Raw genomic sequence first — 15918 nt, 5'->3', positions numbered from 1 at the left:
GCGCGATCCCCGCTGCGCGGCATTTCCGGACCGGTGCAGGTTGCCGCTACGCCAGCAGATGCGGTAGGCCCGCCCGATACCGGTCGGCGTCGATGCGCCGCGCGGGCTCGAGTTCCGGCGGCTCGTGGAGCCGGTACAGCGACGGTGGGGCGGCGGGGGAGTCGGCGGCCTCGAGCAGGGCCGTCACCGCGGCGCGGGCCGATTCGTTCGCCGATTCCATCGTCGCCAGGTCGATGTCGGTGCGCACATAGTCGCCGGACAGGAACAGGTTCGGGATCGCGGTCCGCGCGTCGGGACGGTTCGCCCACGATCCCACGGTGTTGATGAGCAGCGGAGTGTCGTTGGCGATTCCTCCTGTGCCCCAGTGCAATCCGGGGTCGATGAACCAGGACGCCACATCGTTCTCGTCGAGTGCATCGCCGCTGTCGGCGAGGCAGGCCGTCATCTGTGCCCACGTCTCCTTCGCGATCTCCTCGCGGGAACACTCCTTGGCGGTCTTCCCGAACAGGATGCCGGGGGTGTCCCAATCGGAGATGTCGACCGACAGGCAGTCGTGTGCCGAGCCGTCACCGTATCGCGCGGCGAAGTCGCCGCGCCAGAACTGCGCCTGACTGATCGATGTGAGCGCCCACGGTGAGCCGAGATAGGCGACATGGCCTTTCGCGATCGGGGCGGGGCGGCGCAGGAAGTACTGGATGCCGACCATCCAGTCGGTGTGGAGCTGTCGCATCCCTTCCAGGTGCGGGTCCGCGGCGAGGATCTGCGGTGACCACAGCGGAACCGCGCGTTCGACGGGCATCGCCGCGACGAACCAGTCCGCCTCGACGGTCGTGGCTCCGCCGGAGCGATCGATCATGCGGACCGAGCTGATCCGTCCGCCCGACATTTCCAGTGCCTCTGCGGCCCAACCCATCTCGAATCGGACACCGCGGTCGCGCAGCAGCTGGGCCCACGGATCGATCCACGCCTCGTTGGTCGGGGCGGACAGCAGGCGATCGAGGTGACCGTATGCGGGGACGGTGCCCATTGCGTTCCACACGAATGCCTGTCCCATGATCCCGATGGTCCGGGTGGAGACGACCGCCGGCCGGGCCGCGACGAGCTGCCGGGTCAGCGCCGATACCAGGATGTCGCGGTAGCCCTGCGATTTTCCGTCGCTCTCGAGCGTCTGCGACCAGGTCTGGTGTTCCCATTCCCCGGTGCGTCGTTCGAGGCTGCTGGTGAGGAACATGACGAGCTTGCGCAGGAACACTGCGAGCTCGTGCGGCGGGATCGCGCCGCCGAGGGAGAACGCCGCGGCCAGCGACTGCTGCAGTGTCGCGGGATCGTAGATGTCGGTGCGTAACGGTGCGATCGAGGCCGTTGCCGTCAGATCCGGGGCGCCGGGCAGGGCGAGCCGGAACGCGTCGCCTGCGACGAGATTGTCGAAGACACCGTTCGGGTTGCCGGGGAACGGGATTCGCCGCATCGTGTCGGGAATGTGTTGGTAGAAGCCCGGAAAGAACCGGAATCCGTGCTCGCCGGGCAGGTCCAGCCGGCCGTCCGCGCCGGTGCCGGGTGACGGGATGCTCCGGGCCTTTCCGCCGAGCGCGGTCGGTTCGTAGACGGTGACGTCGAATCCGCGCTCGATCAGTTCGTGCGCGGCGGTCAGTCCGGCCATGCCGCCACCGAGAACCGCGACCCGTCGACCGGTCGAGCGCAGTGCGGGCGACCGCGGTCCGGGGCGTGGTGCGGGCGCTGCCGCGGCACCGCCCGGTAGCGCGGCGGCGGCGCCGAGGAGCCCGAGGGCGGTGAGGGCGGTGCGGCGGGTGAAGCGGGCGTCGATCATGTGGAACCCCCAGCGTTCGCGAGATGAGTGAAAACGCGTGTTGTCACATATAGTCGACGGGACGGCCCTCCCGTGGCCGAATGGCGATCGTCACGTGCCAGGATTGAGGGCTATGAGTATCGGAACACTTGTATTGCTCCGCCACGGCGAGAGCGAATGGAACGCGATGAACCTGTTCACCGGCTGGGTGGACGTGCGCCTGACCGACAAGGGCATCGCCGAGGGCAAGCGCGCCGGCGAACTGCTCAAGGAACACGACCTGCTCCCGGACGTGCTCTACACCTCGCTGCTGCGCCGTGCCATCAGCACCGCGAACTTCGCGCTCGACGCCGCCGACCGCCACTGGATCCCCGTCGTCCGAGACTGGCGCCTCAACGAGCGCCACTACGGTGCGCTGCAGGGCAAGAACAAGGCCGAGATCAAGGACGAATTCGGCGACGAGCAGTTCATGCTGTGGCGTCGTAGCTACGACACCCCGCCGCCGCCGATCGAGGCCGGCAGCAAGTACAGCCAGGACACCGACGCGCGCTACGCCGACGTCGACGAGGTCCCGCTGACCGAGTGCCTGAAGGACGTCGTCGAGCGGCTCATCCCGTACTGGGAGGAGACCATCTCGAAGGACCTCCTCGCCGGCAAGACCGTGCTCGTCACCGCGCACGGCAACTCGCTGCGCGCGCTCGTCAAGCACCTCGACGGAATCTCCGACGAGGAGATCGCCGGCCTCAACATCCCCACCGGCATTCCGCTGCGCTACGACCTCGACGAGAACCTGCGACCGCTGAACCGGGGTGGCACCTACCTCGATCCCGAGGCCGCCGCGGCCGGTGCCGCCGCTGTCGCCGGCCAGGGCGGCAAGTAGTAGCCCTCGCCTTTCCCCGGAGCGAACGGTACATTCCGTCTCTTCAAGAAGACGAATGGCACGTTCGCTCCGGCGAGGTCAGCCGAGCTCAGGCCGTAGGCGGAACGGGCGACCACCCGCCGGGGCCGCGCGGCGACACCGTGCGGCCCCGGCAAACGCCGGGTTAACAACCGGCAAACCTCCCAAAAATCGGGTGTGACGTGCGCCGAAACGGGCGAACCCGCCGTCACTGCCCGCTCGGTCGTACGTACGATTCGAGACGTGAGTGTGTTGCAGGGCGTTCTGCTCGCGGGTTTGGCCGCGGTCGTCGGGGTCGCCGTCGGAGCCGGACTGATGTGGATCGCGCGCTCCCGGAACAGCGGCCCGGACCAGAGCGAACTGACCATGGCGCAGGTGCTGGACCGGGTGGTCTTCAGCGCGTCGACGGGGATCGCGGTCGTCGACAAGTTCCACGACGTGATCCTGTTCAATCCCCGGGCCGAAGATCTCGGCCTCGTCCGCGACCGGCTCATCGATGATCGTGCCTGGGTCGCCGCCAACCGGGTGCTCGACCGTGACCAGGTCGTCGAACTGGACCTCAGCGGGAAGAACCCGCGGGGCCGGGACCGCATCGCGGTACGTGGCCTCGCGCGCCGACTGTTCGACAACGACCCCCGATTCGTCGTGCTCTACGCCTACGACGACTCCGAGATGGTGCGCATGGAAGCGACCCGACGGGATTTCGTCGCGAACGTCAGCCACGAACTCAAGACACCGGTAGGTGCGATAGCCCTGCTCGCCGAGGCGCTGCTCGAATCCGTCGACGACCCCGACACGGTGCGGCACTTCGGGCAGCGGGTGCAGAGCGAAGCCCACCGGCTCGGCAACATGGTCACCGAACTGATCTCGCTGTCCAAATTGCAGGGCGCCGAGAAGCTGCCCGACCTCGAGATCGTCGATGTCGACACCGTCGTGGAGGAAGCACTCGAACGCACCGCGCTGACCGCAGAGAACGCCGACATCGCCGTCGCCACCGACCGGGCCACCGGATACGAGGTGCTCGGCGACCAGAGCCTGCTCGTCACCGCGCTCACCAACCTCATCGAGAACGCGATCGCGTACTCACCGAAGGGCTCACCCGTCTCGGTGAGCCGGTCGCTGCGCGACGGGCGGGTCGCGATCTCGGTCACCGACCGCGGAATCGGCATCGCGAAGGAAGACCAGGAACGGGTGTTCGAGCGGTTCTTCCGGGTCGACAAGGCGCGGTCGCGGGCGACGGGCGGTACCGGCCTCGGTCTCGCGATCGTCAAGCATGTCGCCGCCAACCACAACGGCGAGATCGTCCTGTGGAGTCGTCCCGGAACCGGTTCGACGTTCACTCTGCTCATCCCTGCCCACTTCGAGAGCGGCACCGACGAGGACCTGGCCCCGGCGGGACACGAGGCAGGGGCCGGACAGCGATGAAGACCTCGGATGCGCTGCGAAGAAGGACCTCGGACGCGCTGCGAAGAAGGACACTGCCGCACGCCGTGTGGCGAACCACGCGACCGTCACGGTCGCGCACGACGAAAGGTACGGAGGCCCAGCGGTGACGAATGTGCTGATCGTGGAGGACGAGGAGTCGTTGGCGGATCCGCTGGCGTTCCTGCTGCGCAAGGAGGGTTTCGAAACCACCGTTGTCGCCGACGGTCCGTCGGCTCTCGCGGAGTTCGACCGCGCCGGCGCGGACATCGTGCTGCTCGATCTGATGCTGCCCGGCATGAGCGGCACCGATGTGTGCAAGCAGTTACGCAGCCGATCCAGCGTGCCGGTGATCATGGTGACCGCGCGCGACAGCGAGATCGACAAGGTGGTCGGGCTCGAGCTCGGCGCCGACGACTACGTCACGAAGCCGTACTCGGCACGGGAACTGATCGCGCGCATCCGCGCGGTGCTGCGCCGCGGCGCCGAAAGCGAGGCCGAGAGCCAGTTCAACGACGCGGTCCTCGAGGCGGGCCCGGTGCGGATGGACGTCGACCGGCACGTCGTCCATGTGGACGGGGAACAGATCACGCTGCCGCTCAAGGAGTTCGACCTGCTCGAATACCTGCTGCGCAATTCCGGCCGAGTCCTCACCCGCGGCCAGCTCATCGACCGCGTGTGGGGTGCCGACTACGTCGGCGACACCAAGACGCTCGACGTGCACGTCAAGCGGTTGCGATCGAAGATCGAGGCGGATCCCGCCAAGCCCCGGCACCTGGTCACCGTCCGGGGTCTCGGGTACAAGCTCGAAGCCTGATCCTCGTGCGTGGTTTCGGTAGCGGCTGCTACCGAAACCACGCACGGGTCATTTCTCGGCGGCGGCGGTTGTCGCGGGATGCACGGCGATCAGGCCCAGGCCTTCGCGCCGCCGGCACAGGCGTGCCAGCTCGTCGTATGCGGCGGTGCCGAGCAGCTCGCGCAGTTCGGGCGCGTACGACTGCCACACCGGCCTGGACCCGACGTGTGCGTCGGGGGAGCCGGAGCAGTACCAGTTCAGGTCGTGTCCGCCCTCGCCCCAGCCGCGCCGGTCGTATTCGGTGACGACGGTGCGGAGGATCTCCGTGCCGTCCGGACGCTCGACCCAGTCCTGCGTCCGGCGGATCGGCAGCTGCCAGCACACGTCGGGCTTCATCTCGAGCGGCTCGATGCCACGCCGCAGCGCCATCTTGTGCAGGGCGCAGCCGATGCCGCCCTCGAAGCCGGGACGGTTCAGGAAGATGCACGCACCCTTGTAGCGGCGGGTGCGCAATGCAGGCTCGTCCTCGAGGTCGTCCTCCTCGAGATAGCCCTTCTTGCCGAGGCCCTTGTGCATGAGCTGCCAGTCGTCGGCCGTGAGATGTTTCACTGCCGCATTGAGCTTGTCGAGGTCCTCGTCGTCGGACAGGAACGCACCGTGCGAGCAGCAGCCGTCGTCCGGCCGGCCGTCGATGATGCCCTGGCAGGCGGGCGTGCCGAACACGCATGTCCAGCGCGAAAGCAGCCAGGTCAGATCTGCGGCGATCACATGTTCGTCGTTGTCTGGGTCGGTGAACTCGACCCATTCTCGTGGGAAATCGAGGGGAACTTCCGGGGCCGGATCGAGCTTGCGTTCGCTGCCGGACATACCTGCTGTCACAGTGTCCGACGGTAGACCCAGTACCTTGTGTATGTGCGCCTTGGGGTACTCGACGTCGGAAGCAATACGGTTCATCTGCTCGTGGTGGATGCCCATCGGGGCGGACACCCGACGCCGATGAGCTCGACCAAGGCGACCCTTCGGCTCGCCGAGAGCCTCGACGGGGACGGCAACATCAGCACGTCGGGCGCCGACAGGCTGGTCGAGACGGTGCGCGAATTCGAGAGCATCGCCCGCACCTCCGGGTGCGGTGAGCTGATGGCCTTCGCGACCTCCGCGGTACGCGACGCCTGCAACTCCGACGCGGTGCTGCACCGGGTGCTTACCGAGGCCGGGGTCACGCTCGACGTGCTCTCCGGTGAAGACGAAGCCCGGCTGACGTTCCTCGCGGTTCGCCGCTGGTACGGCTGGAGCGCCGGGCGCATCCTGAACTTCGACATCGGCGGCGGATCCCTCGAGCTCGCGTTCGGCGGCGACGAAGATCCCGAGGTCGCGTACTCGCTGCAGCTCGGTGCCGGCCGGTTGACGCGCGACTGGTTCCGCGAGGACCCACCGGGCAAACGGCGCATCGCGGCGCTGCGGGACTGGCTCGACGCGGAGCTGGCCGGACCGGCCAAGCACCTGCGCGGCGCCGGTGACCCGGACCTGACGGTCGCGACGTCGAAGACCTTCCGCACCCTGGCGCGGCTGACCGGCGCGGCACCGTCGTCGGCGGGAATCCGGGCACCCCGGACGCTGACCGTGAGCGGGCTGCGTCAGCTCATCTCGTTCATCTCCCGCATGACCACGTCGGATCGCGCGGAACTCGAGGGGGTGAGCTCGGACCGGTCGCAGCAACTCGTCGCGGGTGCACTCGTCGCCGAGGCGAGTATGCGGGCGCTCGGAGTGGAGTCGGTGCAGATCTGCCCGTGGGCGCTGCGGGAAGGGCTTATCCTGCGCAAGCTGGACACGGAGATGGGGGGAGAACTGGTGGTGGCGGCCCGATGACCGAGCGCAAACCCGATACCGGGCAGATCTCGGTTGCCGAACTGCTCGCGCGCAATGGCAAGAAGGTGGACTCGCGTGCGGGTGGGCGCCGGCGCCGCGGCTCCAGCGGTGGTATCTCGGTGGCGGAACTGACCGGGGAAATCCCGATCACGCGGGCGTCGGTGCCGCCGCATGGCGAACCGGTCGTCGAGACGAAGGCCACCCCTGCGCCGGTCGTCGAACCCCCGAGGCTCGAACCCCCGACACCGGCCGCAGCGGTGGTCGAGTCGCCGAAACCGGCGCCCGCGCCGATCGCTGCGAGGGTGTCCGAGCCCGAACCGGCCGCGGTGAAGCCGGCACCCGTCGTCGGACCGTCGCGAGATACCGTCGAGGATGCGCCGACCACCGCGGACAGCGCGAAGGTCGAATCGCCGACCGAGGTGATCCGCCCGTCCGTGCTGCCGCGTCGTGCGCGGGCACACCTCGAGACGACCGCCGCCGCCCCCGCGGTCGTGCCTGCCGCGCCGCTCCCGCCGCGACCGGCCGACGTGCCGGAGCCGAGGTTGCTGTCCGGACCCGCCAGCGACCTGCGCGGAACCGGGTCCGACGACGCGGACTCGCTCGAGGACACGGATCTGATCGGTGGTGCCGGCGTTGCCGATCCGAAGAAGGCGAAGTCGACGGGCGCGGGTGCCAAGAGCGCGAAGGATTCGGCAGCGGACGCCGACGACTCGAAGGACGCCTCCCGCGGCCGGGGCAAGCGACGGCGCGGTGCCGTCAAGGATCGCGACGGCAAGGACACGGGTGTCGCAGCCGACACCGACGAGACCGTCCGCTCGGAGGGCTCCGACGACAGCGACGGCGGTGGTCTCAAGCAGTGGGCGATGCTGGCCGGTGAAAGCATCGCCGCGATCGTCGCCGGCGCGCTGCTGTTCAAGGGCTTCGAGCGCTTGTGGGATTCGCTGCCGTGGGTGGCGTTCGCGCTGGCGCTGCTGGTGATCGTCGGGCTGGTGGCGGTCGTGCGCATCCTGCGCCGCACCGACGACATCGCCAGCCAGCTCATCGCACTGGCCGTCGGGGCGTTCGTCACGTTCGGCCCGCTCCTGTTCCTGTTGCCGAACGGCTGAGGTCGGCACAGGCATGGGGACGGCGCAGCGGATCCTGGTGGGGTTGTCCACCGCGTCGGTGTATCCGGAGACGACCGAGGCGGCGTTCCGGTTCGCGGCGGACCTCGGCTACGACGGTGTCGAACTGATGGTCTGGGCGGAGTCGGTGAGCCAGGATGTCGGGGCGGTGCAGTCGTTGATCCGCAAATATGCGATGCCGGTTCTGGCCGTGCACGCGCCGTGCCTGATGATCTCCCAGCGCGTGTGGGGTGCGGATCCCGCGGCCAAGCTGGACCGTTCGGTTCGGGCCGCCGAGCAGCTGGGGGCGCGGACGGTGGTGGTGCATCCGCCGTTCCGCTGGCAGCGTCGCTACGCGGACGGATTCTCCGACCAGGTCGCGCGACTCGAGGAACGCAGCCATGTGTCGGTTGCGGTCGAGAACATGTACCCGATGCGGGCCGATGCCTTCTTCGGCAGTCGAAGCGCCGAGCGGCTGCGTCGCCGCGGCGGGCCGGGCCGGGCGGTGTCGGCGTACAGTCCGTCGATCGACCCGACCGACACCGGCTTCGCGAACTACACGCTGGATCTGTCGCACACCGCGACCGCGGGCATGGATGCGACGGCGCTCGCGGACCGGATGGGGGAGCGGCTGGCCCACCTGCATCTCGCGGACGGTCGCGGTGCGTCGCTCGATGAACATCTCATTCCCGGCGACGGCACCCAGCCGTGTGAAGAGATCTGCCGTCGGCTCGCCGACAGCGACTTCGCCGGGCAGGTGGTACTCGAGGTGAGCACCCAGAGTGCCCGTACCCGCGCGGAGCGGACGGTGCTGCTGCGGCGTGCGCTCGAGTTCGCGCGCGAACATCTGGAGCGGGCGCCGCGCCGCGCGATCACCGCGGGTCCGGTGCAGCCGCGTTCCGCGGAGATCGCGCGGATCGAGCCACACTCACACAGCGGCGAGGCCCGCGGCGAGAACCGAGACGCCTGAGATCACGAGTCCGGCCACGAGCGTCGCCGCGCCGATCCACGCCGACGCGATCATCGGTCCCGGCCGCTGCGGGTCCGGTCCGAGCACGGACAGGAAGAATCCCGCCGGAACGAAGATTGCCGCCAGCAGCACGGCGACGGCTCCGGCCGTCCCCCAGCCGGGCGAGGCACCGGCGACGTGGGTGAGCACAGCGACGAGCAGGCCGAGGGTCACGAGAACGCCGGCGTGGGCGTGTCCCGCCCTGAAGAACGTCTTCTGCAGGTCGTTGGCCGGCACAGTGCCGTTCCCGACGCGGAGCAGGAAGGTGCCGCCGAAGGCGATGCCGACGACCGTGAGCAATGTGATGCCGAGAACGATGGTGAGCACGGGATTCATGAGATTTCCTCTGCCGAGCCGGACACTCATTGGGTAGTGCAGCTATCCAATAATGGATAGTTGTAGTATCCGATGTCAAGGATCGGAGGTGAACATGCGGATCTCGGAGCTCGTCGCCCGCACCGGAGTGCCGCTCGCGACCGTCAAGTACTACCTGCGCGAGGGCCTGCTCATGCCGGGCGAGATCACCAGTGCCACGCAAGCCCGGTACGACGAACAACACGTCCGGCGCCTCGCCCTCGTCCGCGCCCTCGTCGCCCGGGGGCTGCCGCTGAGCCAGGTCAAGATCGTCGTCGACCTGATCGACAACCGCGACGACCCGCTCTTCGCCGTCCTCGGCCGCGCAATCGAGGCGCTCCCGCCCTACGCGCCGGACAGCGAACCCGACGACGCGGCCGGTGCCCGCGACCACCCGCGCGCGCGGCGTGTCCTCGAGCGGCTCGGCCAGATGTACGACCCGCGTTTCGCGGCTGTCGTCCAGCTCGAGCGTGCGCTCGAAGCACTCGAAGCGGCCGGGTTGTCGATGACCGACGAACGCATCGACGTCTACGGCAGGCACATCCGCGGCATCGCCGAGATCGACCTCGCGCTGCTGCCCAGCCATCCCCGGCAGGACACCGTCGAAGCCGCGGTGCTCGGCACCGCCCTCTACGAGCCGGTCCTCACAGCGATGCGCCGGCTCGCGCACCAGGACCTCGCCGCCCGCATTTTCCTCGACGACTCGCACAACCAGCAGGAGCAGCAGTGACCGACCTCGGCCCCCACCCGTTCCGGGACCTGACCACCCTCGATTCCGTCGGCGACGGTCGGTGGCGCGCCCACATCCACGCCACCTGGACGATCGGTCCCAAGGTCCACGGCGGCTGCATGCTCGCCGTGTGCGCCGCCGCCGCGCGCCGCGCTCTCCTCGCCGCCGAGGTCGCGGAGACAGCCGGTATCACCGACACGGCCGGCAGCGCCGGTGCCGACATGCAGCCGCTCGCGGTCAGTGCCTCGTTCGTCGCGGCACCCGACCCCGGCGACGTCGACCTGATCACCGTCATCCGCAAGCGGGGCAAACAGATCTCCGTGGTCGACGTCGAGCTCGTGCAGGGAGACCGTGTGGCCGTGCGGGCGTCGGTCACACTCGGCCGCCCCGACGACGGCGGCGATGTGTTCGCCGCGGCGCAGCCCGTCGCGGAGCTGCCGGCCGAGCCGACGCCGGGATCGACCCTCGTGACGCCGGAGCATCCGATGGGGCAGATCGTCCACGTGTCCGGCGGCGCGGACCTGTCCATCGACGAGACGAGCGCGCACTTTCTCGCCGGGAAGCAGGGCGACCCCGTCGTGCGGATGTGGGCCCGCCCGCGCCCCGGGGACGAAGCCGACCGGGACACCGCCGCGCTGTTCGCACTCATGGCCGGGGACATTTCGGCGCCGGTCGCGATGAACCTCGGCCGGTTCGGCTGGGCTCCGACGGTGCAGCTGACCGCCTACCTGCGTCGCGTTCCTCAGCCGGGCTGGATGCGTGTCATGGCGAGCAGCACCGTGCTCGGCACCACGTGGTTCGAGGAGGATCACACCGTCGTCGACTCCACCGGCGCCGTCGTGGTGCAGAGCCGCCAGCTCGCGATGATGCCCCGGTAGGCCTCAGGCATCTGCCCGGCAGGGCGGGCTACGCGCTGTTCCGCCGGCGTGGCAGGCTTACGGCCATGACGAGAATTGCGGTGATCGGTGGCGGCCGGATCGGCGAGGCCCTCGTGTCGGGCCTGCTGCAGGGTGGATTCGCGACGAAGGACCTCGTCGTCTCCGAGAAGTCCGAGGCCCGAGCCGAGGCGCTGGCGCAGGAGTACTCGATCCGTGTGACCGGCGCAGTCGCCGACGCCGCCGAAGGCGCCGACGTCCTGGTCGTCGCGGTCAAACCCGGTGACGTGGATGCCGTCCTCACCGACCTGGCGAATGCGGACCTCGACGGTGATCGCGAACAGCTGCTGGTGTCGCTGGCCGCGGGTATCCCCACCACGCGGTACGAGAACAAGCTGTCCGCCGGTTTCCCGGTGGTGCGGGTCATGCCGAACACGCCGATGCTCGTGGGTGAGGGCGCCAGCGTCATCGCCGCGGGCCGGCACGCGAAGGCCGGCCATCTCGAGTTGGTTCGCGAAATCCTGTCGTCCGTCGGAACCGTCACGGTCGTCCCGGAATCCCAGATCGACGCGGTCACCGCGGTGTCCGGTTCCGGCCCGGCCTATTTCTTCCTGATTGCGGAGGCGATGATCGACGCCGGTGTCTCGCTCGGCCTGAGCCGTGCGGTGGCGACCGAATTGGTCGTGCAGACGATGACCGGTTCGGCGGCGATGCTCGACCGTTCCGGGGAGAACGCGGCGGACCTGCGCGCGGCGGTCACCTCGCCCGGCGGCACCACAGCGGCGGCCGTCCGCGAACTCGAGCGCGTCGGGATTCGCCACGCCTTCTACGAGGCGTTGACCGCCGCCCGCAACCGTTCCGCCGAACTCGGTTCCACCGGCGAGTAGAACCGGCGCAACCGGCGAGTAGAACACGGACGGAACGGACGGCGCACCAAATTCGTTGTCCGCACCGTCGCACAGGAACCAATCGTCACGCTAAGCTCGGATAAGCACGTGCGTGTCTGTTCCGCCGGAGGGGAAGCCGGCGGCGCGGGACGTGCCGGAGGTGTCCAATGGTTTCTGGAAACACACCGTCGAAAGGGCAACCGCCCCAGGACGGACAGTCGGTTCTCGCCGGCACCCAGTTTCTCACCGTGGCCGAGGTTGCGGCGTTGATGCGGGTGTCGAAGATGACCGTGTACAGGTTGGTCCACAGTGGTGAGCTACCTGCCGTGCGCGTGGGACGGTCGTTCCGCGTCCACGCGAAGGCCGTTCACGACTATTTGGAAACTTCGTACTTCGACGTCGGGTGACTGCCGTCGGGCGTATCGGCGAGCAGGACGGACCTCGTTTTCGCTCGGCGGTTCCGCCCCGGTACGATTGCAACTCGTCGTACCGGCCAGCCGGTGTCGTAAGGCGCTGAGCTCGTCACCACGAGGCCCAGCGTCGACATACAGGCGTACGTCACCGGCGTGCGCAGGACCGCTAGAGAGAACGAGGGATACCCGCCATGGGTTCTGTGATCAAGAAGCGCCGCAAGCGCATGTCGAAGAAGAAGCACCGCAAGCTGCTCCGCCGTACGCGCGTTCAGCGTCGTAAACTCGGCAAGTAATTTCGACATGCCGTATGCCCGTCACCGTTTCGGTGGCGGGCATACGGCATTTCCGGCTCGGGGGGGTTCGACCGTTGTGCGCCGTTCGGGATCAGGGATTGCCTCTGCGTAATGCGGGGTGGCGCAACTCACCGTATTGTTGGGACCCATACCGTACGAGGATCGTTCCGTGGCGCGGGCTCGGTCGACATGACACGGGTAACCGAACCGACGATCGGCGGTTCGCCGAGTTCCGGAAAGCCGGTAGTCCCGAAGACCGGTAATCCCGAAAACGACAGGGGGTTTGTGCGTGACCTCGAGTGCCGACGTCGAGCCGCCGAAGGTCGCTCTGGTGACGGGTGCGAGCCGATTCCTCGGCGGATACCTCGTCACGCGGCTCGCTCAGAATCCGGCGATCGACCGTGTCATCGCGGTCGATACCCAGTCACCCACGAAGGACATGCTCCGGCGTATGGGCCGCGCCGAGTTCGTCCTCGCGGACATCCGGAACCCCCTGATCGGCAAAGTCATCCGAAACATGGACGTCGACACGGTCGTCCATGCCTCGACGGTGACGAAGGCGCCCAAGTCCGGTAGCCGCACCGCCATGAAGGACATGAACGTCCTCGGCGCCATGCAGTTGTTCGCGGTGTGCCAGAAGGCGCCGTCCGTCCGGCGTGTGGTGCTGCGCTCGTCGTCGGCGGTGTACGGATCCAGCGCCAAGGACCCGGCGAAGTTCACCGAGGAGATGAGCGCCCGCCGCCGCCCGACCGGTGCCTTCGCTCGCGACATGATCGAGATCGAAGGCTATCTGCGGGGTCTGGCCCGGCGGCGAAGCGACATCTCCACCACCATCCTGCGGCTCGCCCCCACCGTCGGGAACCGGCTGCCGGGTTCGGTGTCCGCATACCTGACTTCACCGCTGGTGCCGACGGTGCTCGGGCGCGACGCCCGGCTGCAGTTGCTGCACGAAGAAGACGCGCTGTCCGCTCTCGAGCGGGCCACCATGGCGGGCCCTCCCGGGGCCGTCAACGTCGCCGGCGACGGCATCGTGATGATGTCGCAGGCCGTCCGGCGTGCGGGCGGTCTGGCCGTGCCCATGCCGTACGGGCTGTTCCGCACCGCCGGACATGCGCTCATGGGATCGGTCATGAAGTCGTTCACCAAGGAAGAGCTCGACTACTTCCACTTCGGCTGCGGACTCGACACCACGAGGATGCGTGCCGAACTCGGGTTCGAACCGCGCTGGACCACGAAGGACGCACTCGACGACTTCGCCCGCAGTATCCGGCTGAGCCGCATCGTGAAGACCGAATGGGTGGATCGAGCCGAATCGATGGTTCTCTCCGCACTGGGAGAGAGAACGGAGGCGCGATGACACAGGTTGCAAAAGTCATTCCCTTGCACGGCGGTGCGAATGCGCAGCGCCGCGGCGGCGCGAGACCCGGCAGCGGACACCCCGCCGGCCGCGACCTCGGCGGCCTCGATCTCGACGCCTTCGACCTGCCGGCACAGCACACCGCAGCGGACGGTTTCCTCGACGACCTCCGCCGGACCCTGATCGACCAGGTCACCGGGACCGCGGAGTTCGTGCGTCGCCGTATGACCGGCGACTACGACGTCGACGACTTCGGATTCGACCCGCACTTCGCCGAGAACGTCGTGATGCCGATGCTGCGTCCGCTGTTCGACAAGTGGTTCCGCGTCGAGGTCCGCGGTATCGAGAACATCCCCGCCGACGGCAGCGCGCTCGTCGTCGCCAATCACGCCGGCACGCTCCCGATCGACGCGCTCATGACGTCGGTCGCGGTGTGGGATCAGGCGCACCGGCCGCTTCGGATGCTCGCCGCCGACCTCGCATTCGACATGCCCGTCGTGGGGACCGTCGCCCGCAAGGCGGGTCACACCCTCGCCTGCCATCCCGACGCCGAGCGGCTGCTACGCGAGGACCAGGTGGTCGCGGTGTTCCCCGAGGGCTACAAGGGCCTGGGCAAACCGTTCCGTGAGCGGTACAAGCTGCAGCGATTCGGTCGCGGCGGGTTCGTGTCCGCGGCGCTGAAGACGCATGCTCCGATCGTGCCCTGCTCGATCGTAGGGTCGGAGGAGATCTACCCGAACATCGCCGACCTCACCTCGCTCGCGCGCGTGCTCGGTCTGCCCTACTTTCCGGTGACGCCCCTGTTTCCCCTCCTGGGCCCGCTCGGGCTCGTTCCGTTGCCGTCCAAGTGGTACATCGAGTTCGGTACCCCGATCCCCACCGACGTGTACGACGACGCGGCCGCGGACGACCCGATGGTTCTGTTCGAGGTGACCGACCACGTGCGGGAAACCATCCAGCAGACGCTGTACAAGCTGCTCACCCGGCGCCGCAACGTCTTCCTTGGCTGAACCCGCTGCCGTCACACGCGGTGCAACCGCTGTCGAAGGACTATGCGGCCGTGGGACTATGCGGCGCGGTCCCGCCGGCGTCCGAGCAGGACCGCCAGCGCCCCGCCTGCCGCACCGATTCCCAGCGCGGTCGGCACCCCGATCCGCGCGGCCTTGCGGGCGGTCCGGAAATCCCGGATCTCCCAGCCTCGGGTCTTGGCGAGTTCACGCAGGTCGGCGTCGGGGTTGATCGCGACGGCCGTACCCACCAGCGACAGCATCGGCGCGTCGTTGTGACTGTCGGAATAGGCGGTGCACCGTTTGAGATTGAGCCCCTCCCGGATCGCCAGGGCCCGCACCGCGTGTGCTTTGCCGAGGCCGTGCAGGATGTCGCCGACGAGACGGCCGGTGAAGATGCCGTCCTGCGATTCGGCGACCGTCCCCAGTGCCCCGCTCAGGCCGAGCCGCTTCGCGATGACATCGGCCAGTTCGACCGGGGTCGCGGTGACCAGCCACACCTGCTGCCCCGCGTCGAGGTGCATCTGCGCGAGCGCTCGTGTGCCGGGCCAGATCTTGTCGGCGATGATCTCGTCGTAGATCTCCTCGCCGAGCCGGCGCAGTTCCTCCGTCGATCGCCCCTGCACGAACGACAGCGCCTTCTCTCGACCACTTGCGACGTCGTTCGAGTTCTCCTTGCCGGTGACCCGGAACTTCACCTGCTGCCACGCGAACTCGAGCAGATCCGTCTTGCGGAAATAGTCCCGCGCCACCAGCCCCCGGGCGAAGTGGATGATCGAGGCGCCCTGCACCATCGTGTTGTCGACGTCGAAGAATGCCGCTGCGGTCAGATCCCGTGGCACCGGGGCCGCGGCCTCGGTTTCGGCACCGGCCTCGATCAGGGCCTCGGTCCGTGCCTCGTGCAACGCCAGAGCGGCGTCGGCGCTGGCCTCACCGGCCAGGTTCGCGCGCACCTCGGCCTCGCTGGGCCCGAACTTGCTGAACAACCGGGGTCGTCCCGGTCGGATGAGCCCGGACAGCGACTCGCCGATTCCCCACCCGTACGGCAATGAACGTCCAGGCACTCGCACCTCCGTGTCACGACGGCCGTGTCGCCGCGGG

General features: G+C 68.5%; 17 protein-coding genes. 13 read left to right on the top strand and 4 right to left on the bottom strand.

Annotated features, from left to right (window positions below; translation table 11 throughout):
* Positions 1 to 46: 46 nt before the first annotated feature.
* Entirely contained in the window at positions 47 to 1828 is a 1782-nt protein-coding gene (locus tag RZ1_RS09255) for a hydroxysqualene dehydroxylase (RefSeq protein WP_072811195.1), read from the bottom strand.
* A gap of 103 nt (positions 1829 to 1931) precedes the next feature.
* Between RZ1_RS09255 and RZ1_RS09250 the strand changes: the two genes are divergently transcribed.
* From RZ1_RS09250 to RZ1_RS09240, 3 genes are all read left to right on the top strand, one after another.
* The gene (locus RZ1_RS09250) at positions 1932 to 2687 is read left to right on the top strand and encodes a phosphoglyceromutase (protein ID WP_171061458.1); all 756 of its coding nucleotides are present in this window, start codon (positions 1932 to 1934) and stop codon (positions 2685 to 2687) included.
* 261 nt (positions 2688 to 2948) lie between these two features.
* Entirely contained in the window at positions 2949 to 4130 is a 1182-nt protein-coding gene (locus tag RZ1_RS09245; protein ID WP_072811191.1) for a sensor histidine kinase, read from the top strand.
* 124 nt (positions 4131 to 4254) lie between these two features.
* A complete protein-coding gene (locus RZ1_RS09240; RefSeq protein ID WP_072811382.1) occupies positions 4255 to 4944 on the top strand; it encodes a winged helix-turn-helix domain-containing protein in 690 nt (229 codons plus the stop codon).
* A gap of 48 nt (positions 4945 to 4992) precedes the next feature.
* On the opposite strand, the gene RZ1_RS09235 is transcribed toward RZ1_RS09240, so the two are convergent.
* Complete coding sequence (locus RZ1_RS09235) at positions 4993 to 5790, bottom strand: DUF3109 family protein (protein ID WP_072811190.1); 798 nt, start codon at positions 5788 to 5790, stop codon at positions 4993 to 4995.
* A 45-nt stretch (positions 5791 to 5835) separates the two neighbouring features.
* Here RZ1_RS09235 and RZ1_RS09230 point away from each other — a divergent pair, with 45 nt between their 5' ends.
* The 3 genes from RZ1_RS09230 to RZ1_RS09220 are packed head-to-tail and all read left to right on the top strand — an operon-like array spanning position 5836 to position 8862.
* The gene (locus RZ1_RS09230) at positions 5836 to 6789 is read left to right on the top strand and encodes a Ppx/GppA family phosphatase (protein WP_072811383.1); all 954 of its coding nucleotides are present in this window, start codon (positions 5836 to 5838) and stop codon (positions 6787 to 6789) included.
* Positions 6786 to 7895, top strand: coding sequence for an Rv0497 family membrane protein (locus RZ1_RS09225; RefSeq protein ID WP_072811188.1), 1110 nt, complete (start codon positions 6786 to 6788; stop codon positions 7893 to 7895). The genes RZ1_RS09230 and RZ1_RS09225 overlap by 4 nt, the downstream gene beginning before the upstream one ends.
* A 13-nt stretch (positions 7896 to 7908) precedes the next feature.
* A complete protein-coding gene (locus RZ1_RS09220; protein WP_072811186.1) occupies positions 7909 to 8862 on the top strand; it encodes a sugar phosphate isomerase/epimerase family protein in 954 nt (317 codons plus the stop codon).
* Here the strand turns inward: RZ1_RS09220 and RZ1_RS09215 are convergent.
* Entirely contained in the window at positions 8821 to 9237 is a 417-nt protein-coding gene (locus tag RZ1_RS09215; RefSeq protein WP_072811184.1) for a hypothetical protein, read from the bottom strand. The two genes, RZ1_RS09220 and RZ1_RS09215, sit on opposite strands and share 42 nt — an antisense overlap.
* A gap of 94 nt (positions 9238 to 9331) precedes the next feature.
* Between RZ1_RS09215 and RZ1_RS29940 the strand changes: the two genes are divergently transcribed.
* The 7 genes from RZ1_RS29940 to RZ1_RS09180 all read left to right on the top strand — a co-directional run bounded on the left by RZ1_RS29940 (position 9332) and on the right by RZ1_RS09180 (position 14820).
* Positions 9332 to 9985 (top strand): MerR family transcriptional regulator, encoded by a 654-nt coding sequence (locus RZ1_RS29940; protein WP_072811381.1) that lies wholly within the window; start codon positions 9332 to 9334, stop codon positions 9983 to 9985.
* The gene (locus RZ1_RS29935) at positions 9982 to 10863 is read left to right on the top strand and encodes a thioesterase family protein (protein ID WP_072811183.1); all 882 of its coding nucleotides are present in this window, start codon (positions 9982 to 9984) and stop codon (positions 10861 to 10863) included. The genes RZ1_RS29940 and RZ1_RS29935 overlap by 4 nt, the downstream gene beginning before the upstream one ends.
* 65 nt (positions 10864 to 10928) lie before the next feature.
* Positions 10929 to 11747 (top strand): pyrroline-5-carboxylate reductase, encoded by an 819-nt coding sequence (gene proC, locus RZ1_RS09200; RefSeq protein WP_072811181.1) that lies wholly within the window; start codon positions 10929 to 10931, stop codon positions 11745 to 11747.
* 167 nt (positions 11748 to 11914) lie between these two features.
* Positions 11915 to 12154 (top strand): helix-turn-helix domain-containing protein, encoded by a 240-nt coding sequence (locus RZ1_RS09195; RefSeq protein WP_072811179.1) that lies wholly within the window; start codon positions 11915 to 11917, stop codon positions 12152 to 12154.
* A gap of 197 nt (positions 12155 to 12351) precedes the next feature.
* On the top strand, positions 12352 to 12453 hold the full coding sequence (locus RZ1_RS09190; protein ID WP_003402602.1) for a 30S ribosomal protein bS22: 102 nt from the start codon (positions 12352 to 12354) through the stop codon (positions 12451 to 12453).
* 289 nt (positions 12454 to 12742) lie between these two features.
* Positions 12743 to 13810: an NAD-dependent epimerase/dehydratase family protein gene (locus tag RZ1_RS09185; RefSeq protein WP_072811177.1), complete on the top strand. Its 1068-nt coding sequence runs from the start codon at positions 12743 to 12745 to the stop codon at positions 13808 to 13810.
* A complete protein-coding gene (locus RZ1_RS09180; protein ID WP_072811176.1) occupies positions 13807 to 14820 on the top strand; it encodes a lysophospholipid acyltransferase family protein in 1014 nt (337 codons plus the stop codon). Before RZ1_RS09185 ends, RZ1_RS09180 begins: the two co-directional genes overlap by 4 nt.
* A gap of 56 nt (positions 14821 to 14876) precedes the next feature.
* Here the strand turns inward: RZ1_RS09180 and RZ1_RS09175 are convergent, their stop codons facing one another.
* Entirely contained in the window at positions 14877 to 15881 is a 1005-nt protein-coding gene (locus RZ1_RS09175) for an HAD family hydrolase (RefSeq protein WP_072811174.1), read from the bottom strand.
* Positions 15882 to 15918: the final 37 nt, after the last annotated feature.

It is taken from the genome of Rhodococcus zopfii NBRC 100606 = JCM 9919 (genome assembly GCF_001895025.1).
GTDB classification, from domain to species: domain Bacteria; phylum Actinomycetota; class Actinomycetes; order Mycobacteriales; family Mycobacteriaceae; genus Rhodococcus; species Rhodococcus zopfii.
This window is presented reverse-complemented; position numbering and strand designations above follow the sequence as displayed.